Origin of the sequence: Vibrio breoganii, assembly GCF_001677275.1 — a bacterium.
GTDB classification, from domain to species: domain Bacteria; phylum Pseudomonadota; class Gammaproteobacteria; order Enterobacterales; family Vibrionaceae; genus Vibrio; species Vibrio breoganii.
Genome location: NZ_CP016177.1, coordinates 1,555,026 through 1,575,479, shown reverse-complemented (window position 1 = coordinate 1,575,479; position 20,454 = coordinate 1,555,026). Strand labels below are relative to the sequence as shown.

17 protein-coding genes are annotated in these 20,454 nt (G+C 46.0%); 8 read left to right on the top strand and 9 right to left on the bottom strand.

What is annotated here, in order from left to right; all coding sequences use genetic code 11:
• Window positions 1–7: 7 nt before the first annotated feature.
• Window positions 8–154 (top strand): DUF2256 domain-containing protein, encoded by a 147-nt coding sequence (locus tag A6E01_RS20910; protein ID WP_198589104.1) that lies wholly within the window; start codon window positions 8–10, stop codon window positions 152–154.
• 203 nt (window positions 155–357) lie between these two features.
• Here A6E01_RS20910 and A6E01_RS07325 read toward each other — a convergent pair whose 3' ends face one another.
• The 4 genes from A6E01_RS07325 to A6E01_RS07310 all read right to left on the bottom strand — a co-directional run bounded on the left by A6E01_RS07325 (window position 358) and on the right by A6E01_RS07310 (window position 4,062).
• On the bottom strand, window positions 358–933 hold the full coding sequence (locus tag A6E01_RS07325) for a prepilin-type N-terminal cleavage/methylation domain-containing protein (protein ID WP_017028493.1): 576 nt from the start codon (window positions 931–933) through the stop codon (window positions 358–360).
• A 292-nt stretch (window positions 934–1,225) separates the two neighbouring features.
• A complete protein-coding gene (locus A6E01_RS07320; protein WP_017028492.1) occupies window positions 1,226–1,942 on the bottom strand; it encodes an SDR family oxidoreductase in 717 nt (238 codons plus the stop codon).
• Entirely contained in the window at window positions 1,933–3,213 is a 1,281-nt protein-coding gene (locus A6E01_RS07315; RefSeq protein WP_065209945.1) for a DASH family cryptochrome, read from the bottom strand. The genes A6E01_RS07320 and A6E01_RS07315 overlap by 10 nt, the downstream gene beginning before the upstream one ends.
• Before the next feature lie 60 nt (window positions 3,214–3,273).
• Window positions 3,274–4,062, bottom strand: coding sequence for a lipase family protein (locus A6E01_RS07310; RefSeq protein ID WP_026012669.1), 789 nt, complete (start codon window positions 4,060–4,062; stop codon window positions 3,274–3,276).
• Between the two features lie 175 nt (window positions 4,063–4,237).
• Here A6E01_RS07310 and A6E01_RS07305 point away from each other — a divergent pair, with 175 nt between their 5' ends.
• On the top strand, window positions 4,238–6,691 hold the full coding sequence (locus A6E01_RS07305; protein WP_237334457.1) for an MMPL family transporter: 2,454 nt from the start codon (window positions 4,238–4,240) through the stop codon (window positions 6,689–6,691).
• 53 nt (window positions 6,692–6,744) lie between these two features.
• Here A6E01_RS07305 and A6E01_RS07300 read toward each other — a convergent pair whose 3' ends face one another.
• Window positions 6,745–9,075, bottom strand: a complete 2,331-nt coding sequence (locus tag A6E01_RS07300) for a YgiQ family radical SAM protein (protein ID WP_017028488.1) — start codon at window positions 9,073–9,075, stop codon at window positions 6,745–6,747.
• 126 nt (window positions 9,076–9,201) lie between these two features.
• Between A6E01_RS07300 and A6E01_RS07295 the strand changes: the two genes are divergently transcribed.
• From A6E01_RS07295 to A6E01_RS07285, 3 genes are all read left to right on the top strand, one after another.
• Entirely contained in the window at window positions 9,202–10,392 is a 1,191-nt protein-coding gene (locus A6E01_RS07295; protein WP_017242798.1) for a BamA/TamA family outer membrane protein, read from the top strand.
• 54 nt (window positions 10,393–10,446) lie between these two features.
• Window positions 10,447–11,139, top strand: a complete 693-nt coding sequence (locus A6E01_RS07290; RefSeq protein ID WP_065209943.1) for a hypothetical protein — start codon at window positions 10,447–10,449, stop codon at window positions 11,137–11,139.
• 92 nt (window positions 11,140–11,231) lie between these two features.
• Window positions 11,232–11,432 (top strand): DUF4250 domain-containing protein, encoded by a 201-nt coding sequence (locus A6E01_RS07285; RefSeq protein WP_017028485.1) that lies wholly within the window; start codon window positions 11,232–11,234, stop codon window positions 11,430–11,432.
• Between the two features lie 63 nt (window positions 11,433–11,495).
• Here A6E01_RS07285 and A6E01_RS07280 read toward each other — a convergent pair whose 3' ends face one another.
• The 3 genes from A6E01_RS07280 to A6E01_RS07270 all read right to left on the bottom strand — a co-directional run bounded on the left by A6E01_RS07280 (window position 11,496) and on the right by A6E01_RS07270 (window position 14,658).
• On the bottom strand, window positions 11,496–12,035 hold the full coding sequence (locus A6E01_RS07280; RefSeq protein ID WP_017030522.1) for a hypothetical protein: 540 nt from the start codon (window positions 12,033–12,035) through the stop codon (window positions 11,496–11,498).
• 203 nt (window positions 12,036–12,238) lie between these two features.
• Window positions 12,239–12,736, bottom strand: coding sequence for a response regulator (locus A6E01_RS07275; protein ID WP_017030523.1), 498 nt, complete (start codon window positions 12,734–12,736; stop codon window positions 12,239–12,241).
• 14 nt (window positions 12,737–12,750) lie between these two features.
• A complete protein-coding gene (locus A6E01_RS07270; RefSeq protein ID WP_065209942.1) occupies window positions 12,751–14,658 on the bottom strand; it encodes an ATP-binding protein in 1,908 nt (635 codons plus the stop codon).
• 164 nt (window positions 14,659–14,822) lie between these two features.
• Between A6E01_RS07270 and A6E01_RS07265 the strand changes: the two genes are divergently transcribed.
• Together A6E01_RS07265 and serC are read left to right on the top strand one after the other, a co-directional pair.
• On the top strand, window positions 14,823–16,091 hold the full coding sequence (locus A6E01_RS07265; protein ID WP_065209941.1) for a DUF945 family protein: 1,269 nt from the start codon (window positions 14,823–14,825) through the stop codon (window positions 16,089–16,091).
• Window positions 16,092–16,239: 148 nt separating this feature from the next.
• Complete coding sequence (serC, locus tag A6E01_RS07260) at window positions 16,240–17,322, top strand: 3-phosphoserine/phosphohydroxythreonine transaminase (RefSeq protein WP_065209940.1); 1,083 nt, start codon at window positions 16,240–16,242, stop codon at window positions 17,320–17,322.
• Between the two features lie 1,103 nt (window positions 17,323–18,425).
• Here serC and A6E01_RS07255 read toward each other — a convergent pair.
• Window positions 18,426–19,328, bottom strand: coding sequence for a LysR family transcriptional regulator (locus A6E01_RS07255; RefSeq protein ID WP_065209939.1), 903 nt, complete (start codon window positions 19,326–19,328; stop codon window positions 18,426–18,428).
• A gap of 104 nt (window positions 19,329–19,432) precedes the next feature.
• On the opposite strand from A6E01_RS07255, the gene A6E01_RS07250 reads away from it, so the two are divergent.
• A complete protein-coding gene (locus A6E01_RS07250) occupies window positions 19,433–20,434 on the top strand; it encodes a zinc-binding alcohol dehydrogenase family protein (RefSeq protein WP_017030084.1) in 1,002 nt (333 codons plus the stop codon).
• The last annotated feature ends 20 nt before the right edge of the window (window positions 20,435–20,454 follow it).

Sequence of the window (20,454 nt, the reverse complement as noted above, 5' to 3'; positions counted from 1 at the left end):
TAAGCGGATAGCGAAAAAGGACCTTCCCTCTAAGGTATGCCGCTCCTGCGGCCTACCTTTTGTCTGGCGCAAGAAGTGGGAGCGATGTTGGGATGAAGTGCTTTATTGCTCGGAGCGGTGTCGTAGGAAGAAAGTGAAGAAGGAAGGATCATAAGAGTAATTGGTTGGGCTAGTGCGACTTTAGATTCCCGATAAAAGACTTCGGGAATGACGGGGTTGAGAGTATTTCAACCTTTGCCTCAATATCTCAATCTCTTATATCTATCCTGCTCTAAACGTCATTCCGGCCTTGAGCCGGAATCTTAGATGGTGCAAGGCTTTGGTTTGTGCGATAAGAGGCACTGTCGTTTAGATGGTTTAGCACTCAGTATCGACTACTCTCACTGTACAGATACAGCCACCTTCAGGGCAGGTTCGATTATTCCCAGTGCGACCACCGAATGAATCATAGATGACGTAGCAGCCATCAGGGAGATCAGAGTCGGTGTAGTTCCTACTGTTTAAATCACTTTCCTGAAATGGATAATCAAAACCAATCACTGTGTGTCTATTTCCAATATCATAGGTAACGTCGATACTCGTATCTAAGGTCAAAAAGTCGATAACGGTAAGGGCATCACCTGATTCACCACGACTTTCAGGACAGAGTGTTCCCCAATCAATTTCTACTGACCCAAAACCAAAATCGATAATATAGTCATTCTGATCATCAGGTATTGTGGGCTCTGCTGTCAGTCCTTCGATATAGGCCTTTGATTGGACCTGAGTTATCGCAGAATCCAATGCACTATCGATACCATCCAACGTCGCTATACGTGCGTCTGATTGCAGATTAATAAATCGTGGCGCTGCGACTACCGCCAGTACGCCTAGAATTACAATTACGACAATCAGTTCGATGAGGGTAAAGCCTTGTCTCATCTTGTGTTTCATTAACATATCCTTATGTCCGCTCCTTTAAATGCGCTTTAAGGGGCGTTTATGAATCTATTTTCAACTATGAATATAGAATGACGTACTGATAAGTTGTTGGCAAGCTTTTGTTATATTTGAGTTTATTGAGCTCTAAGGGAATCCCGACCAGTGCGCCGGCCCAGAGAAGCACTCGAGGATGACGTTTTGTTGGTGGGTGATGCTTTTGAAGTACAAAAGTACTAAAGAACCCAGAACCCAGAACCCAGAACCCAGAACCCAGAACCCAGAACCCAGAACCCAGTGCCAACGTTTACCACGGAATTGTCTCTCCCGCATAATCCTTAAACGTCCCTGAAGAATCCGCATCCAACGCATCTATCTGTTCGAGCAGCAAATGTGCGGTTTGCATTGGTGTCATTAACTGACCCTCGGGTAGGTTTCTTTGGAAAGGTTCTGATAACTGTGTATCTGTGGTGCCAGGGTGCAGGGCCAATACTGCAATAGGTTTGTGACTACGCTGCCATTCGTTGCGCAGGTTCTTAAGGGCCATATTAAGGGCGCTCTTTGAAGCTCGGTAGCTGTACCATCCGCCTAATCGGTTGTCTTCGATACTCCCTACACGGGCGGACAAAGTGACAAACTTGGCGACATCGGTTTGGTTGCTGGACATAAGCTTGTCTTGAAAGTATTTAGCAAGAAGTAACGTCGGCAAGGTGTTGCGGCGAAAGTTTTCAATAAAGAAGTCAGCATCGAGCTGTTTGATGCTTTTTTCTGGGCCGTGGTGCTGGCAATGAAGAAGGCCAACGCAGTTGATGATCCAGTCTATCTGGGAAAACTGATGGCTCAGCTCTTCAACCTGCCTTTCGTCAGTAACGTCAAGGCGATGCCATGAGACCCGTTCGGCTTCAAACTCTGGCTTATTACTCAGATACGTCGCCTCAAAGGTAGCAAAAGGGAAGGCCTCCATGCATTTTTCAAGGAGGGCTGAACCGATACCACCGCCTGCACCTACAATCATTATCCGCATTTTTGCCACTCTTTATCTAGCCAACGATTGATGAAGGCTCTCGAAGGATCATACATCTGCGTTTGCTTATCAAGGTCGAAGCGTCTGACAGGTTTGGCGTCTGCGCCAACACCAGCAATGTATTGCCAATTTCCCCAGTTTGAGCCGACGTCATAGTCAATTAAGTTGTGTTCGAAATACAACGCACCGAGGCGCCAATCCAAACCAAGCTCGTGTATCAAACAACTGGCGACCAACTGTCTGCCTCTGTTTGACATAAATCCCGTGTTTTTCAGCTGTCTCATGCAGGCGTCAACGATATCAAAACCCGTCTCGCCGTTGATCCACGCCTCCAGTGTCGCTGCGTCGTCATCCCATAGCTGTGGCTCTTTGCTTATGCCTCCAGAGTGGAACAACTTTTCTTGATGCCATGCACTGTACCAATGGAAAAACTCTCTCCAAAGCAATTCAAATTTGATCCAGTAACTTGAATCATTCGCGCCGTGGTCGCGCTCAAATTGAATAACGCTGTGCCAGATTTGTCTTGCTGAAAGGTTGCCAGAAGCTAGCCATGGGGAAAATTTGGTCGAGTTATCCCAACCATCTAGTCGGTTTCTGACCAGCTTATAACTGTGCGGGAGCTGCGACGAAAAGTAGTGAGACAGGTGATTCTGTCCTGCATCCTCACCGCCAACAAAGTTGCCAAAGGTTGCCTCTGTCATGAAGATAGGCTCGGCGGACATGCAATCAATACCAATGGGGGCGGGTAAGGTTACAGGTTGCTCCAGGGGTTCGACGATAGTGAGATGTTCTACGCGCTTTCTAAATTGGGTGAAGGTTGCAGGTAACGTCTCAGGCGTAAAAGGAAGTTGGCTTTGGTGGAACAAAGATCCTGTATAGGCATTGCACACAGTCAGCTGTGGAAATGTCTGAGCAATGGCTTTCTCCGCTTCTTGCTCATACATACCAGGGTGAAACGCTCGATATAGAGTGTTGATCTGCAGCGTATCTATGATCTGGCAAAGTTGGGGAAAATCGTGTGGTGTATATAGTCTGTGACCGTACCGGCTGAGAGATTCCGCCAAGTTGCTTACGGATTCGTGTTCAAAACGTTCAAGGTGCTCTGACCTAGCAACGGGAAGGTGCTCATCTTCTGAATTGGTAATTTTAGAGTAGGGCAGATAAACGCAAATCAACTCATCTACCTCATGATTGGCTCTAAAGAGTAGATTGTTGTCGCTGATTCGGCAATCGTTGCCAAACCATATTAACCCCCGTTTTTTATCATTCATCCTGATCGCACCCACTGATTTGCTAGTGAATGTTATTACGTAGATGTGGATGAGAGCGATCTAATGCTCGTCAAAGAAATCCTTGTTACGGATGTACTTGCTCATTAAATGATAAGAGAAAGGGCGAATGAGCCAACTGATTAGAGAGCGCCCTAAGCGAATGAAGGTAGGCGTATTTTCATAGATGCGCCCGTTGTACAGCCAAAGCAACTTTCCAACATGCCAATAAGCGAGGGGAATTAAGGGCATAAAGGTCACTATGTCTAGGTCGCAGCAGACGCGATAGGTTTTATGTGACAGTCGATAATGCTTTTTAAAGCGCCAGCAACCCACCGCAGGCTGGCCAAAGGTAACGATGCGCTTGATGGCTTTGGGGTAATGATGCTCAACATAATCCCCAATGACACTGCCGATGGCACCTCCCGATGAATGACCTGTGATAACAAGGCGGTATCCACTTTCAAGACGTGGCTCAATGATGGCCAAAACACGCTCAAATACCGACAACCCAAGCTTGTCATCTCTGTGAGAAGGAGGGCTTTCTTGAGACAGGAGATAGTGGAAGCCGGCGTGGATGGAGTAGTCGAGGCCGAAATTTTTGCAGCTCTTGTGCCAGAATCCAAGGTTTAGCAACCAGTCTTTGACACTGTGGGAGCCCTTAATCACCAGCACCACTTCTTCACGTTGCTTGTTCCAAAGCACCCGCATCATGATATTGCCTTGGGCATTGCGAATAATGCGCTGACCGTTGGGGTCGAAACCAAAGGCGGTTTGTTTGAATACGCGAGGATAGGCTAACCGGCAGAGCACAGCGTAGCGTTCGTATTGATATCGTTTGAGGCTTTTCAATGATGAAACCGAACAATCTTTGGTTCAAAAGTCTATTGTGTCGCGAGAAAATGACGATTATGTGACCGTCTGAGCGATGAATTGCCGATAACTCGCTGTATAGATTGCTTAAAACAGGCTCTTGTTCAATAATTTGCCTACTTTTTTCGACCGTCGCTTTGTTGAGGCACCTACTGTGCAACGTTTCACTGACACTATTATTCGTTTCCCAAAGACCCTTTTGCTACTTCTTGTCATGGTTACTATGGCTGCTGGCTATTATGGGTCGACTCATTTTTCTATGAATGCGGATCTCAGTGAGCTTGTGGAACAAAAAGGGGAGTGGCGTGACAATCTTGATGCGGTAGAGGCGGTATTCCCTGACTCTGGAAACATCATCATTGCTGTCTCATCAAAAGATGGTGAACAAGCCAAGATAGCGACCGAGAAATTGGCAAAGGCATTCAAAACGCGTCAGCTGTTTGCTGATGTGTTCGCCCCGTCTACCTTGCAATGGTTTGAACAATACGCCACCGGCTTTCTGAGTGATAAAGAATACCAATCCCTTAGGGACAAAGTAGCATTGCTATTGCCTGAGGTCATGGTCTCCACTCAGATGAACAGCTTACAGCCTTATCTTGGTGCGCTGGACGAAAAGCTTTCTGCTAGCGAACGCTCTCCCGAAGAAATCAACACATTGATTCAGCCACTGCTCGAAGCGATGCAAGATAAAGACGTTGATTGGCAAGGCCTATTGTTTTCAGATGTCTCTGTACCCAATGGTTATGTGATCAGCTTAACTGCCGTTCCGGATTATTCTGAAACTGAACCCAATAAACTCATCATGAATACGGTTCGTGAGGTGATTGCCAGTGTAGGGATGCCTGCGGATGTGATGGTGCGAGTGACCGGACAAACGGCGTTAGATTATGATGAAATTCAAGATGCGAACGATAGCGTAGCGCTTGCGGGGACGGTATCACTCATCAGTTTGATACTGATTCTTGCGGTGGGTATTCGCTCTTTAAGGATTATCGTTGCTAGCTACCTTGCGGTAATCGTTGGCTTGGTTTGGACCTTTGCAGCAGGCCTATTTCTGGTGGGCTCGTTTAATACCATCTCCATCGTGTTCATGGTTATTTTCATTGGCTTGGGCGTGGATTTTGCCGTTCACCTTAGCTTGCATGTGTATGAACAAAGATTAAAGGGGCATGATAACCGTGAAAGTTTGGCGCTCTCTGTTCAGCACTGTATCTCACCACTAGGTCTGTGTGCCTTATCATCCGCCATCGGCTTTTTGAGCTTCTATCCGACGGCTTATAACGGACTCGGTGAGCTTGGGGTTATTTCAGCGGCAGGCATGATACTAGCGCTTGTTGCCACCTTCTTGGTGATCCCACTTTTCTTCCAGTTCTTTGGCTATCCAAAGGTAAAGAGAAGCAATGCCAAACGCTCAAAAGTGGCGTTGAAACTCAGCGAGTTTATTGTGGCTCAACATAGAAAGATCATTTTAATGACCTTAGTTGGCGCGGTTGCGACGGGATACGGCGCAATGCAGTTTCAGTTTGATTTCTCGACCTTGGTGTTAAAGAACAAAAACTCTGAGTCAGTAGAGGCTTTGCAATGGCTGCAAGACAATAAGCTTGGCTCTAGTTATCAGCTATTCGCTGTGGCAAAAGATCGCCAGCAAGCAATGGACTGGGAGAGTCAGCTGCAAGATAGCCCAGATGTTGCGGCTACCATCAGTGCTAACTCATTTTTGCCTCAGGATTTTTCGCAGCGAGTGAAAGAACTCAAAGAGTCGGCGACTCCTGAAGCAAAACGCCCAGCGATGATGACCTGGTCAGAGTTTTCGAAGAAGTATCAGCAACTACTTGGCTTGAACGATGCCTCAGAAACCAGTATCGATGAGAAAACTCTGCAGCAGCATCTAACGGCCGAGATTCAGCCTTTAATGCAGGCGTTAGCGTCTCAAAACTCAGCGATTGTCGATCCTAATGTAGATATGTTGCCCGCTGAAATTGCCCATAAGTATATTGCCGATGATGGGCAATGGCTGGTGTCAGTGACTCCGTCGGGTGATATGCGAGATGTGGCGCAGGTGAATGCGTTTATTGAAACCGTGCAAGGAGTGGCACCGCTAGCAACTGGCCGTGCAGTGGCTGAGCAACAAGTGGGGCAGATTATTGTGAAGGCATTTTATACTGCAATCGCGATATCGATAGTCGCCATAACGCTTATCCTGATATTCAGCGTACGGTATAAGCTGGATATCTTGTTTATCTTTATTCCGTTACTGCTAACCACAACAACAACACTTGCGATAGCCCATTGGTTTGGTCAGTCTCTGAATATGGCTAACATCATTGTTATACCGCTGATTTTTGGCCTTGGTGTGGATAACGGTATTCATATTGTGAAGCGGTTTAGACACGAGCAGACGATTACACGTTTCTTCTCATCATCAACGCCGAAAGCAACCTTGATCAGCTGCTTGACCACCATCGCTACCTTTGGCGCATTGACCTTAGCTGACCATCAGGGAATGTATTCGATAGGGTTTTTGCTGACCATAGCGCTAAGTGCAATACTCTGCTTTAGCTTACTGATTCTGCCTGCGTTCTTGCATAGGTTTGAACCTAGAACCTAGAACCTAGAACCTAGGCTTACAGCTGTCAGCTTGAAGCTGACAGCTGTAGAGATCTATCTTTGACGACTAGGTTTCTTACCTGCCTTCGGCTTACCTGCATGTGGTCGGTTTTGCTGACCGCCTTTATTGTTCGCACCAGCCTTGCCTTGGGCATTACTTCCGTTAGCAGTGCTACCTTGGCTATTGCGGCCTTGGCCTGCATTACCTTGGGTGCTATTGCCGTTACGGCCTTGTCCTGGCTTCGCTTTGCCTCTTTGGTTTGGCTTGCGAATGTCTGGCTGGCTGTCGGTGTGCTTGGTTGCAAAGCGGTGTGCGCCGTGGCGTCCCGACTTGCGACGTTGTGCTGGCGTTTGTTTATCGAGATCTTCTTCTGGCACAAGACAGTTTGGCTTGTCACCAATAAGGTGTTTTTTACCCATGCTGATCAGCGCTTCGCGGATCATCGGCCAGTTGGCAGGATCGTGATAACGAAGCAATGCCTTGTGCAGGCGGCGCTGACGCTCACCCTTAGCTACAGGCACATCTTCACGCTGTTTATATTTAACGCGTTTCAGAGGGTTGGTCTCTGAGTAGTACATCGCTGTGGCGTTACACATAGGTGAAGGGTAAAAGTTCTGAACCTGATCGCACTCGTAGCTGTTTGATTTTAGCCATTGCGCAAGGTTCACCATATCCTCATCTTCTGTACCTGGGTGGGCAGAGATGAAGTAAGGGATCAGATACTGTTTTTTGCCTGCTTGTTGGCTGTACTTCTCGAACATTTCTTTGAAGCGGTCATAGGTGCCCATGCCCGGCTTCATCATTTTGTCTAGAGGACCTTTCTCTGTGTGCTCAGGAGCAATCTTCAGGTATCCGCCAACGTGGTGAGTCACCAACTCTTTGACGTACTCTGGAGATTCAATTGCCAAGTCGTAACGCACGCCAGAAGCAATCATCACCTTTTTAACGCCTGGCACCTTACGGGCAGCGCGGTAGAGATCAATGGTGTGCTTATGGTCTGTGTTGAGCTTGCTACAAATGCCTGGGAATACACAAGATGGGCGACGACAGGTTGCTTCAGCTTTTGGAATGCTACAGCCAAGGCGGTACATGTTCGCCGTTGGGCCGCCAAGATCAGAAATCGTGCCAGTAAATCCTGGAACCTTGTCTCTGATTTCTTCGAGTTCGTTAAGGATCGACTCTTGAGAGCGGTTTTGAATAATGCGCCCTTCATGCTCTGTAATAGAACAGAACGAGCACCCACCAAAACATCCACGCATGATGTTAACCGAGGTTTTAATCATGTCGTAAGCAGGGATCTTTGCCTTGCCGTACATAGGGTGGGGTACACGCGCAAACGGTAGACCGAACACATAGTCCATCTCTTCTGTTGTCAGAGGAATAGGCGGTTGGTTTACCCATAGCTCACGATCGCCATGACGCTGTATTAGCGCTCGGCCTGAGTGAGGATTGGTTTCTAGATGCATCACGCGACTTGCGTGGGCATATAAGATTCTGTCGTTATGCAGCTTTTCATACGCAGGTATGCGAATGGCTGTGGTTTCCGAGTCATGGCGGCTAGGGCGCACTACTACAGGTTCAGCCTTAACTTCGGTTTGCTCTGAGGTTTTATCACTGCAGTTGGTTTCGACTTCGTAAGGGTTAGTCGGTACGAAGGCTTTGCCTGGTTTTTCTATGCGTGACGAATCGATGATCTTAAATTGCTGTGGCGCTTGCGCTAGGTTTACCGCTGTGCCACGAATGTTGGTCATTTGTGCAATATCTTCACCGTCAGCAAGACGATGTGCTACCTCGATAAGGGCACGTTCAGCGTTACCAAACAGAAGAAGGTCTGCCTTGGCATCGAAGATGACTGAGCGACGCACTTTATCTGACCAGTAGTCATAGTGCGCGATACGGCGAAGACTTGCCTCGATACCACCAAGCACAATCGGTGTGCCTTTGAAGGCTTCACGGCAGCGCTGAGAATACACTAAGGTCGCACGATCAGGGCGTTTTCCCCCCTCATTATTCGGGGTGTAGGCATCATCGTGACGCAATTTTCTATCCGCAGTGTAGCGGTTGATCATTGAATCCATGTTGCCAGCGGTAATACCAAAGAATAGGTTTGGTTTACCGAGCGTCATGAAGTCGTCTTTGTTGTTCCATCGCGGTTGAGCAATGATACCAACACGAAAGCCTTGAGCTTCTAGAAGTCGCCCAATGATAGCCATACCAAAGCTTGGATGGTCCACATAGGCATCGCCAGTGACGATAATAATGTCACAACTGTCCCATCCTAGAGCGTCCATTTCTTTGCGACTGGTTGGCAAGAATGGTGCGGTTCCGAAACACTCTGCCCAATATTTTTTGTATTGGTGGATTGGAGTAATAGTGTTGTGCATTTTTTGACCTCTTTTGAGCAAGCGGTGCATTATAGCGATTAGTTTTAAGGTTAGCTAGCAGAAGCCAGAATTTTATATATACTCAGTAAATAGTCTTTAAATTTCAGATATATAAGAGTCCCTTTTATGTGTAAGCCTATTCGTCAACTCTCCTATCTATTGGCGCTCAGTGGCTCTGTTTTCAATACTGCTCATGCAGTCAGTTTCACTGACCCCGTCGATGGTATGTTTGATATGGGCGAATATCTAGCTGAAAACGCCTACGGATTTCTGCCTATCCCAGTAATTATAACCGAACCTGCGGTGGGCTATGGCTTCGGCGTGATAGGGATGTTTTTGCACGAAACAGAAGAGCAAAAAGAGAAACGTCGTAAACTCGCAATGGAATCTATCGATGGGGGCGCGCAGCTTATTCCTCCGGCAGTCACTGTAGCGGGTGGAGCGGCGACTGAAAACGGGACTTGGTTTGCTCTGTTAGGACATAGACGAGTGTGGAAACAAGACTCTATTCGTTATATGGGCGGAGTCGGCTTTGGTACGGCAATTATGGAGTTCTATCCTTTTTCCAATAGTGGTGGTCCTCTGCAAGATGTAGGTGTTGAGCTTGAAACGGAAGGTTATGGCGGCATGCAAAAACTTCAGTTTAGGGTGGCAGACACTAAATTGTTTTTGGGTATACAGCAGTTCTACGCGGATAGTGAGGTAAGGCTCAAGAATAATTCTGGGATTGGTTCGGACAGTTATACCCTTGCCGAGACACGCTCTTCAGGTTTGGGGTTTAACCTTGAATATGACGCAAAAAATAGCTTTTTTTATCCAACCGAGGGCTGGGACTTTATTGCTGAATACCTCTGGTATAGAGAAGGCATCGGCAGTGATAACGATTACGAGACCTTTTTGGCCTCAAGTACCGCGTATGTACCCATAGCGAACAATTGGACTCTGGCTTTTGCCGTTGAATACAACTCACTGACAACGGATGAGACCACCTTACCACCACTCGCTTATCCCGATATTTCCCTTAGAGGTATCCCGGTGAACCGCTATCAAGGTAACTACACTAGCTCTTATCAAACGCAGGTCATGTGGCAGTTTACTCCACGCTGGAGTGTGTCTGTGTTTGGCGGCGTTGGAGGCAACAGTGGCGTTGGCCGATCTAATGAAGGGGCATCGGCCATGTTTGACGACATGAAGTGGGCGTATGGTACGGGCTTTCGTTATCTCATAGCTAGACGCTATGGCGTTCATATGGGAATGGATTTTGGCTTTAGTGAAGAAGACAGTGCGTTCTATTTTAATGTTGGCACGGGATTGTAATCACGCTAGGGGAGGTTACACTACTTCTCCTCATTGTTTTTGATTGATGACACTATGGACACCTACGCTCAGCTATCGATACATATCTTCTTGCCTATGGCCATTGGCGCCTTAGCGATTTTGATTCTGGCCTTAACCAAGGGTGAGATTTGCCCTGGACAAAGAGGTCGCCTGCACAAGCAACTGCCTATTATTGCCTGCTTATTCTTTGTTGGTGGCGGCGCTATGCCAGCGTTTATTGTCCCAGCTGCGCTTCTTATGTACTTCTCAGTTCAAACCAAAACGGGCAAAACGCGCGACAGTGGCTCGCTGTTTTTATTAATGTTGGCAGGCGTATCCGCATGCCTATTCTGGATATTATCCATAGTGAATAGTGAGCCTAGATTTGTCCTTGGTTCATTAAGTATTGCAATGGGTGAGGTGATCTTCTTAGGCGCGGCTTTAGGTCATCTTCTTATGATCAGAGCGAAGACCCGCCTTCAAGCTTTCCATACACTGCTGCCTGTTGCTGGTATTGCTTCGGCCATGCTGCTTGTGCTCTCGGTATTGGTTCAGGCTCATTGGGCTTGGAGTGAACAAAGCGAGGTTGTTATATCGGTGATTAGCTTTTCCTTCCCGCTATTACTCACCGCTATCCTTGTGTGGAGTTGGCATCTGTTTCGCTCATCGACCGTGAATCAGTATCAAGTCTTGGTGGCGAGTGCATTAGGAATTAGCGGCAGCTATCTTCTACTTCCTTTGTTTTGACAAAATTTTGCCATTGATCACTGTCAAACGACTGGTTTGCAACTAATCTTGTAAGAGAGGTTTTTGGGAGCAGTTCGTCTGAGAGGTGACACATGGATCTAAGTAACATCAAACGCTGGGACAGTAATATCCTGCTGAGTATCGTTAACGAGAAGCTGCGCTTAGAGTGCGACAGCATTGAAGAGTTAGCGAGTATGTACGAAATTGACGCAAACAGCTTGGCAGACAAGCTAAGCGGTGTGGGCTATCAATATGACCCACTGACTAATCAGTTTAAATCTCACGAGTTCTAGAAACTAAAACATTACCTATAAAAATGGCTACCCTAGGGTAGCCATTTTTTGTATTAGGACGCTCTAGAATACAAAGCGAGTGGTCAGCATGAACTGATCACCGTAGAAGTCATTAATTTTGCCTTCTAAGCCTAGAGAGAAAAGCTCTGTGGCGTGGAATCGACCATAAACGCTACCAATCCAGTCGTCATTGCTGTCGATAGTCACGTAACCTACGTTACCACCTAGCTCAAATTGTGGACCTAACCATTGACGCCAGCCAAGGTTCACTTCCATACCTAGGTCGTTGTCAAACTTATTGTTGTCTACAACGCGAAGTAACATTTGACCTGTGATGTCAGCCCAGTTTGTTACTGGAGCATGGAATCCAAGACCGGTACGAAGGTTGTAATCACTTTCAAACTCAGAGTCGATGGTTGCTACAAAGTGCGCGTTCGGGTGAATCGCTTTACTAAAGCCAGCACCGAAAGTCAGCGGAGCCATACCAATGCGCGCTTCAAAGTAGTCGTAATTAAAGTTGCTCATAACAGCAGGGCTGTTTGCAAAGGTGGCGCCAGAAAAAGTCGCTGCTACAGCAAGTGCAGCACAGGCTAATTTACGCATAATGATTGATAACCTACTTAGTGGAAATTGTTAGTCCTTGGCTCTAAGAGAGTAAACTCTCGTAGTCATCATGCACTATGTGAATGATTTGCCTTTTATAATGCTGACCATATTAATGTAACCAGACTATTACCTCCACTAAAACAGAGGGTTATATACGCTAAATTTCTGTCAATTTTCACAAAGCTAGTGTTTTCGCACGTTTATTCACCGAATTGAGTGCGTTTTTCCGAAACGGCCTGCAATATTTTGGCGGTATCTAAGAAACGAGCCCATTGCATTGGTTCTTCCGCAGTCTCTATTACGTAGCGCGTTAGGTGCTCAGTAACGATGTCGACAAGCTCCGCTTTCTTCCATGGCTTAGCAATATAGAAATCTAAACAGTGGTGATTGACGGCATTGACGGTGTCGTTGAGATCGGCTTGCCCGGTGAGAAGTAATTTTTTACAGGCTTTTGTGGCTGCGTTTTGATGCAATTCGATAAGAAAATCGACACCGGTTTCTTCTGGCATGATGTGGTCGCACAAGATCATCGCTAAAGGGGTGTCTTCTGCTTGATATTCAGCAATGACTTCACGCGCCTCCGAGACTGATTCGGCCGCTTCAATTTCGCAGAATTCTGCAAACGATTTAAGGTCACGAACCACACTTTCTAAGACGTCTCTCTCATCATCGACACACAAAATTAATAGCTTGTTCATTCATTCCCTCATTTTCACGTTGATTGCGGTATAAACGGCAGACGAACAATCATCTGCGTTCCTTCCCCGATGGTTGATGCTACGGAGATGCTGCCTTGGTGCTGGTGGACTATTTGCTGGCACACGGACAACCCTATGCCTAAGCCAAAGTCACCTTGTTTCTTGGTGGTAAAGTTAAGTTCAAAAATACTCTCGAGCTGTTCTGGTTCAATGCCAGACCCGTTGTCTTGAAATACGATCTCTATTTGCTGTTTATCTGCATCTAATGCGCTGTGAATACTGAGTTTCCCATTGTTATCCATTGCATCTAGGGCGTTGGAAACTAGGTTGGTCCATACCTGCTGCAGCGCAATGGGGCGGCAAAATGTTGGGGCGATTGAGTGGTAATCTCGCTCCACGGTGATGTTTTTCAATCGGTTCTCAAAGATGACCAAGGTATCCTCAATACCTTCGTGTATATCGACTTTCTGTGTTGATTCTTCATCTGAGCGCGCATAGCTTTTTAGGCTTTTCACCATGTCGGCAATGCGTTGTGAGCACACATTTATCGACCGCAAAGTGGTGCCAGCAGTGTAATAGTGCTCGAGTTGCGCCAAGATTTTATCAATGTCTTGATGGGCCAAGATGCTATCGATTTGCTCTTCAAGGCCCATGTTGACCACCATCTTAGCTTGCTGTTTGGTCTGCATCTTACTGGCGATAGCTTTGGATTTTTGTCTAAGCTGCACGGTTGAGATGGGGTTAGAGCGCAATGCTCGCTCGAGCACTTGCTTGCCGAGGACTTTGCTGGTCGCTTCAAACTCTTCGGTGTCCTGGCTAATTTCGTGAATTAGAGTATCGGAGCTTCGCAAAATAGCCGCAATAGGGTTGTTGAGCTCGTGGGCAACGCCGGCAACCAATTGCCCTAGTACAACCATCTTTTCATTTTCAACCAACTGAGTTTGCGCAGCTTCAAGGGACTCGAAGGTATGTTGTAACTGCAGTTTAGTGTGAATGCTACGCTGCAATCGACGGTTGAAGTGACGCAAGAGTAAGTTGGTGAATAAGGGAAGCAGGGCACTGTTTGAATGCATGACTTCAGTAAAGGTGGTTTTGCTGAGCTTGATAACTTGGGTTTGGCTTAAGGTCAGTGCGGTTGAAAAGGACTTTTCTCCGGTCACAAATGACATACCGCCGATAATGCCGCCTTTGCCGTGACGAACCACCTCGCGTCGCTTGCCATGTTCATCTCGTTTGTATAAGGCAACCTCCCCCTTGGTGATAAACCATAGAAATTGGTTTGGTTCTCCCTCTTTGGTCAAGAGGTGAGAAGGAGAGTATCGACGAATAGCCCGTGATTCATCGCTTTTTGCAAAGAAGGCTTCTAGTGCGTTGCATACCTTTTCCGATAACTCGTCATCACTAATGGAATGATAATCACGGATAAAATCACTGCGGTAGGCGTGAATGCGCTTATCTATATGAACTCTGATGATTTTTTGGCTATCTAAGACGGAGCCATAAGGTAACCAGTCTATTTTAGGCTGATTAATGATAAATTCAGTGAGCTCTTTTTTAATTATCTGAGTGGTATTTTCAAGTTGCAGTGGGTGAGTAAAACAGTGGTCTAATCGCCCTTCATTTACTGCTGTAATCACACTTTCTAATTGGTTGGCATCACAAGTCAGTATCTTGCGGCAGTGTGGGTAGTGAGGTTCTAGATCAACCAGCAGTTGTGACGCGCTAGTATTGAGTGATTCTGTGGCGATAACCATGGCCAGCTCTTGGCGCTCGACACGAATTTCCTCGAGGCATGCATAAGCATCACGAACGTTTTTCGCGAACAGAGGTCTAAACTTGCGCTCATAGGGTTTGAGAGCAAGCTCCAATATTGATAGAGAGTTTGGATCGTCTTCGATACAAAGAACGCAATATTGAGTCATAATCAACCCATCTTTTTATTGCACTGTAACAATTTTAATCTAACTCAAATGAGAGCCAGTTAAAGTTATGCCAGTAAAGCGAAAATATCCTAGAAAATACTGATTTATCTCAATTTTATCTGTATAAAAGAGAGTAGACGTGCAAACACAGAAATTATAAGAATATGCGACAATTAAAATCAATAGCCGCAGTAGGCGGTGCAGTAGCCCTTATCGGTATCTGGCCTTTGGCCGTAGGTCACATTGGACAAACCATAGTGACTGACGGTATTCAAAACTTTGACAATCAAGACATCAAGGTAGAACTAGAAGAATACGATAGAGGCTATCTAAGCTCTGTGGCTAAGACGCTAGTCACCGTAATAGATCCGCAAGCTGTGGCTCAGCTGAATGCTTACGGCTGGCCGACACAGTATGAGCTGGTACACAATATTAATCATGGGATGTTGAGCCTAAGTGGCGAGACTTTCTATTCTCAAGTGCCTGAGCTTAAGCTTCTCACAACGACTCAACTTAATGGTAATACTGAGTTTTCTACCAACGTAAAAGCGCAGCAATTTGATATCGCCGGTAGCGAGCCAATGACAGCACTGTTGGGCGCACTAGATATCGAAGGCTCTGTGACAGTATTAGGTGAGCTTGAATATCAATTAACTATGCCTTCTCTTGAGTTTGACTATCAAAATGGCGCTATGATTCGATTTGATGGCCTAGCAAGCAGTGGTGAAGGTAAAGTAGAGCAAGGGCTTTGGATGGGTGAGCAAACCCTTTCTCTAGATAGCTTTGTGGTTAACGACTATGAGGGTGTCAACTTAGTGGAAATGGGGGGCTTGAGCTATCAATTCCAAACCAGCCAAGACGAAACGGCACACACTCTGCAAGGGGATTATCAACTGACTCTGCAGGAGTTTAAAAACCATGATGGTGAGGCTAAAAACCTAAGCCTAAGCTTTACCGCTGGTGGTTTTGATAAATCTGCATTCTTGGATTTGTCTGAGATGTATCAGAATAGCCCTGTATGGACAGAGCAAGACACCGCTAAAGCATTACCTAAAGTCGATGAGTTTCTGGCTAAGGGTTTCTTCATGTCTTTGAATAAATTCAGCGTTGATGTGGACGAAGGTCATTTTGAGTCAAACTGGAATATGAACCTGCCTTCGGGTGAGGCGAACACATCGAAAGATTTCTTACAGCTTATCGAACTGTTGCAAGGGGATATGAATGCCTTTGTTTCTAGTGACTTGGTGATGGCTTACCCTTTCATTCAAGAAAACCTAGATGAATTGTTGATCATGGAAGTTGCATCGCAGACTGATGATGGTTACAAAATGTCTTTGCAGTTGAAAGATGGAAATATACTGTTCTCTAATGGCAAAGAAGTACCGGTAATGTCGTTATTGCTGCCAATGCTATTGCCACAACAAGCACAGTAAAACCAATTACCTACAGAAAAAAAAGCCATAGTTTGGTCCTTTATACCAACTATGGCTTTTTTATATCAAAATGAGACTTAAATCTTGTTTTAAGCTGGGGTATAGTCATTGAAAACATTGATTGAATCACTTGGAGTAAGTAAACGAAATGGACGCCATTTATAACTTTAGTGCCGGACCTGCTGGCCTACCAAAAGCCGTGATGGAATTAGCTCAGAAAGAGTTTGTAAACTGGAACGGTATGGGCCGCTCAGTGATGGAAATTAGCCATCGCAGTAAAGAGTTTATTGCAGTAGCGGAAGCTGCCGAGCGCGACCTGCGCGAATTACTTCAAGTGCCTAGCAACTACAAAATCCTATTCTGTCAGGGCGGGGCTCGCGCTCAGTTCTCTGCAGTGCCAATGAACCTTCTCGGTCAAGCTACTAAGGCGTGTTACGTTGACGGTGGTTACTGGGCAAACAGTGCTATTGCAGAAGCGAATAAGTATTGTGAGGTTCAGATTGTTGACGCTAAAACTGAACGTGATGGTAAGGCCGCGATTGCGCCTGCGGCATCTTGGCCTATCGATGATGACGCCGCATACGTGCACTACTGCCCAAATGAAACCATTGATGGCATCGAGATCAATGACCTTCCGGTGACTGATAAACCTATCGTTGCGGATATGTCATCGACGATTTTGTCTCGCCAGATCGATGTGAGTAAGTTTGGCGTTATCTATGCCGGAGCACAGAAGAACATCGGTCCTGCGGGCATTACACTGGTGATTGTTCGTGATGATTTACTGGATCTGGCCAGTGACATCTTGCCGAGCACGCTAAGCTACAAACTGCTCGATGAGAAAGAGTCTATGTACAACACGCCACCAACGTACGCTTGGTATTTGTCTGGATTGGTGTTCAAGTGGCTAAAATCCATCGGCGGTATCGCTGAGATGGAAAAACGTAACCGCAACAAGGCGGCAGCCCTGTACAAGGCAATAGATGACTCTGCTTTCTACAAGAATGATGTTCATCCAGATAACCGTTCATTGATGAATGTACCTTTCCAATTGGCAAAACCAGAGCTTGATGCTTTGTTCCTAGAGCAAGCGGAAGCGAAAGGCCTAGTGGCGTTAAAAGGCCACAGAGCCGTGGGCGGCATGCGCGCTTCTATCTATAATGCAATGACAGAAGAAGGCGTAAATGCGCTGGTTGCGTTTATGAGTGAGTTTGAGAAAGCGAATAATTAATAGCTGAAAGTTTGAAGGAAAGTCGCTTGGTATTAACCGGGCTTTCCGTTAGCCGTCATACTGGAAGATACGAAGTATTTATCCAGTATCTTGGGAAGTGCATAACTCAACAATGTGCTCACTAATATCCTGAATCAAGTTCAGGATGACGGTTATTTAAGCTTTCGTAGTGACAACTACATTCTTCTGAACAACTCCCCCTAAATCCACGTCATACTGGAAGATACGAAGTATTTATCCAGTATCTTGGGGAGTGCATAACTCAACTATGTGCTCACTATGATCCTGAATCAAGTTCAGGATGACGGCTATTTTAGCTTTGGTAATGACAACTATATTCTTCTGAACAACTCACCCTAAAATTCACGTCTTACTGGAAAAGACGAAGTATTTGTCCAGTATCTTGGGGAGTGCATTACTCAACTATGTGCTCACTAAGATCCTGAATCAAGTTCAGGATGACGGCTATTTCGGCTTTGGTAATGACAACTATATTCTTCTGAATAACTCACCCTAAAATCCACGTCATACTGGAAAATACGAAGTATTTATCTAGTATCTTGGGGAGTGCATTACTCAACTATGTGCTCACTAAGATCCTGAATCAAGTTCAGGATGACGGTTATTTCGGCTTTCGTAGTGACAACGGATCTCTTCTAAACAACTCACCCTAAATCCACGTCATACTGGAAAATACGAAGTATTTATCCAGTATCTTGGGGATTGGATAACTTAACTATGTGCTCACTAAGTTCTTGAATCAAGTTCAGGATGACGGCTATTTAAGCTTTCGTAGTGACAACTACATTCTTCTGAACAACTCACCCTAAATCCACGTCATACTGGGAAATACGAAGTATTTATCCAGTATCTTGGAGAGTGCATAGCTCAACTATGTGCTCACTAAGATCCTGAATCAAGTTCAGGATGACGGTTATTTCGGCTTTCGTAGTGACAACGGTTCTCTTCTAAATAACTCACCCTGAATCCACGTCATACTGGAAAATACGAAGTATTTATCCAGTATCTTGGGGAGTGGATAACTTAACTATGTGCTCACTAAGATCCTGAATCAAGTTCAGGATGACGGTCTTTCGTATCTATCAGCTGAGAGCTTTCAGCCTCGTTTGCAGAAACTCTTTCAGGGCTTTCACCAATCCACTGAACTGACTTCGGTCGGTAAATATCATATACAATGGGGCGTGCTCGCCGCGCCACTGTTGCGCTAGAGTCATTAAGCGACCTTCTCTAATATCTTGCAGTACATCCAGTCGTGATTTATACGCGACACCATGCCCGTTGAGTGCCCATTGACGCACCATCTGCCCATCGCTGGTTTTGCGATTTCCGTTTACCTTAACCACCAATTGTTGCTGAGATTCATGCTGAATAAAGTGCCAACGATTGTGCAGCTTTTGATTCAGGGCGAAGCATAGGCAGTTGTGCTCCGTGAGATCCTCTGGTTGGGTGATTTTAGGATGTGACTCTATGTATTCAGGAGAGGCGCACAAAATTCGATAGTTTTCTTTATACAGGGGGATGGCAATCATGTTGGAGTCTTCAGGTTCTCCAATGCGCAGAGCCACATCGACATTTTGCTCGTAGAGGTCGGCGTAGCTGTCGGAAAGATGCACGTGCACCGATACCTTAGGGTGCAGAGCCAAAAACTCATCGATGAGCGGCATAATGACACCTCGCCCTGTATCTGAGGGCATAGAGAGATTGATATTGCCGGCTAACTCTTGATCTTTTTCTGTTAGTTCATCGATACCTTGCTCAAAGATAAGCATGGCTTGCTGACAGCGAGGCAGAAATAACTCTCCTTGAGGAGAGAGTCTTAGCTTTCTAGTGGAGCGAATAAACAGCGGGACCTCGAGCTCTGTTTCTAATCTTTGAATCGTCCGACTAATGGCAGCTGGAGTTTGGTCTAAACTACGAGCAGCAGCGGAAAGGCTGCCGAGCTTTGCGGTTTCAAGGAAGACTTTAATATCATGCAGTGATTTCATTTTTAACTTTTTGTAAAAAGTGTTTTGAGCGAAGCTTAGTTTTTCAAACTAAACGTGTCAATTAAACTGGTTGTATATAACGGAATCAATCTGGAGAGCAAACAATGAAGGCAGTTGGATATCAAGTAAACCTACCTATCGACAATGAAGCGTCACTACAGGACATCACGCTCGATAAACCCAATGCAGCAGGCAGGGATCTACTTGTTAAGGTGCAAGCTATTTCCGTCAACCCGGTAGACACCAAAATACGTGCCAATGTGGCTCCAGAGTCCGGCTATAAAGTGATCGGTTGGGATGCGGTGGGTATTGTCGAAGAGGTAGGCGATCAAGTGTCTTTGTTTAACGTTGGCGACCTTGTTTGGTATGCGGGGGATCTTACGCGCTCTGGTACCAATGCTGAATTTCAATTAGTGGATGAGCGCATTGCCAGTCTAGCTCCAACTTCCGTGAGCGTGTCTCAGGCTGCAGCCTTGCCTTTGACTACGTTAACCGCTTGGGAGATGTTGTTTGACCGCCTAAAAGTTAATACAGAAGCAAATCAAAGCATTCTTATCATCGGCGCTGCGGGCGGGGTAGGTTCAATTATGGTCCAGCTAGTGAAAAAGCTCACTAACTTGAAGGTGATAGCGACCGCTTCGCGTCCTGCCTCTGTGGAGTGGCTAAAACAGCTTGGCGCAGATCAGGTGATTGATCACAACCAATCCATGAGTGAGCAACTTGGGATGAATGATTGTGTCGATTATGTGGTGAGTCTCAACAATACCGAACAGCACATGCCTGAAGTTATGAAGGTCATAAAGCCACAAGGTCAATTTGGCTTGATTGATGACCCTTCGTCTTTTGATATTCGAGCGCTTAAACCAAAGAGTGTGTCCTTGCACTGGGAGTTTATGTATACCCGCTCGATGTTTGAAACCGACGACATGCAAAAGCAGCATGAGATCTTAGCAAAGGTGGCAACAATGATCGACTCTGGAGAGGTGAAAACCACTCTAGGAGAGCACTTTGGCGCGATCAACGCGACAAATCTGAAGCGAGCACATGCGCTTTTAGAGTCTCAAAAAGCACGCGGAAAGATAGTGCTGGAAGGCTTTAACGACTAAATAGTGGTAAGTAAAAAGCC

What these genes read in the sequence shown, in the direction of transcription:
- A6E01_RS07325 (WP_017028493.1), bottom strand. Translation starts at nt 933, where the DNA reads ATGAAACACAAGATGAGACAAGGCTTTACCCTCATCGAACTGATTGTC.
- A6E01_RS07320 (WP_017028492.1), bottom strand. Translation starts at nt 1,942, where the DNA reads ATGCGGATAATGATTGTAGGTGCAGGCGGTGGTATCGGTTCAGCCCTC.
- A6E01_RS07315 (WP_065209945.1), bottom strand. Translation starts at nt 3,213, where the DNA reads ATGAATGATAAAAAACGGGGGTTAATATGGTTTGGCAACGATTGCCGA.
- A6E01_RS07300 (WP_017028488.1), bottom strand. Translation starts at nt 9,075, where the DNA reads ATGCACAACACTATTACTCCAATCCACCAATACAAAAAATATTGGGCA.
- A6E01_RS07295 (WP_017242798.1), top strand. Translation starts at nt 9,202, where the DNA reads ATGTGTAAGCCTATTCGTCAACTCTCCTATCTATTGGCGCTCAGTGGC.
- A6E01_RS07290 (WP_065209943.1), top strand. Translation starts at nt 10,447, where the DNA reads ATGGACACCTACGCTCAGCTATCGATACATATCTTCTTGCCTATGGCC.
- A6E01_RS07285 (WP_017028485.1), top strand. Translation starts at nt 11,232, where the DNA reads ATGGATCTAAGTAACATCAAACGCTGGGACAGTAATATCCTGCTGAGT.
- A6E01_RS07280 (WP_017030522.1), bottom strand. Translation starts at nt 12,035, where the DNA reads ATGCGTAAATTAGCCTGTGCTGCACTTGCTGTAGCAGCGACTTTTTCT.
- A6E01_RS07275 (WP_017030523.1), bottom strand. Translation starts at nt 12,736, where the DNA reads ATGAACAAGCTATTAATTTTGTGTGTCGATGATGAGAGAGACGTCTTA.
- A6E01_RS07270 (WP_065209942.1), bottom strand. Translation starts at nt 14,658, where the DNA reads ATGACTCAATATTGCGTTCTTTGTATCGAAGACGATCCAAACTCTCTA.
- A6E01_RS07265 (WP_065209941.1), top strand. Translation starts at nt 14,823, where the DNA reads ATGCGACAATTAAAATCAATAGCCGCAGTAGGCGGTGCAGTAGCCCTT.
- serC (WP_065209940.1), top strand. Translation starts at nt 16,240, where the DNA reads ATGGACGCCATTTATAACTTTAGTGCCGGACCTGCTGGCCTACCAAAA.
- A6E01_RS07255 (WP_065209939.1), bottom strand. Translation starts at nt 19,328, where the DNA reads ATGAAATCACTGCATGATATTAAAGTCTTCCTTGAAACCGCAAAGCTC.
- A6E01_RS07250 (WP_017030084.1), top strand. Translation starts at nt 19,433, where the DNA reads ATGAAGGCAGTTGGATATCAAGTAAACCTACCTATCGACAATGAAGCG.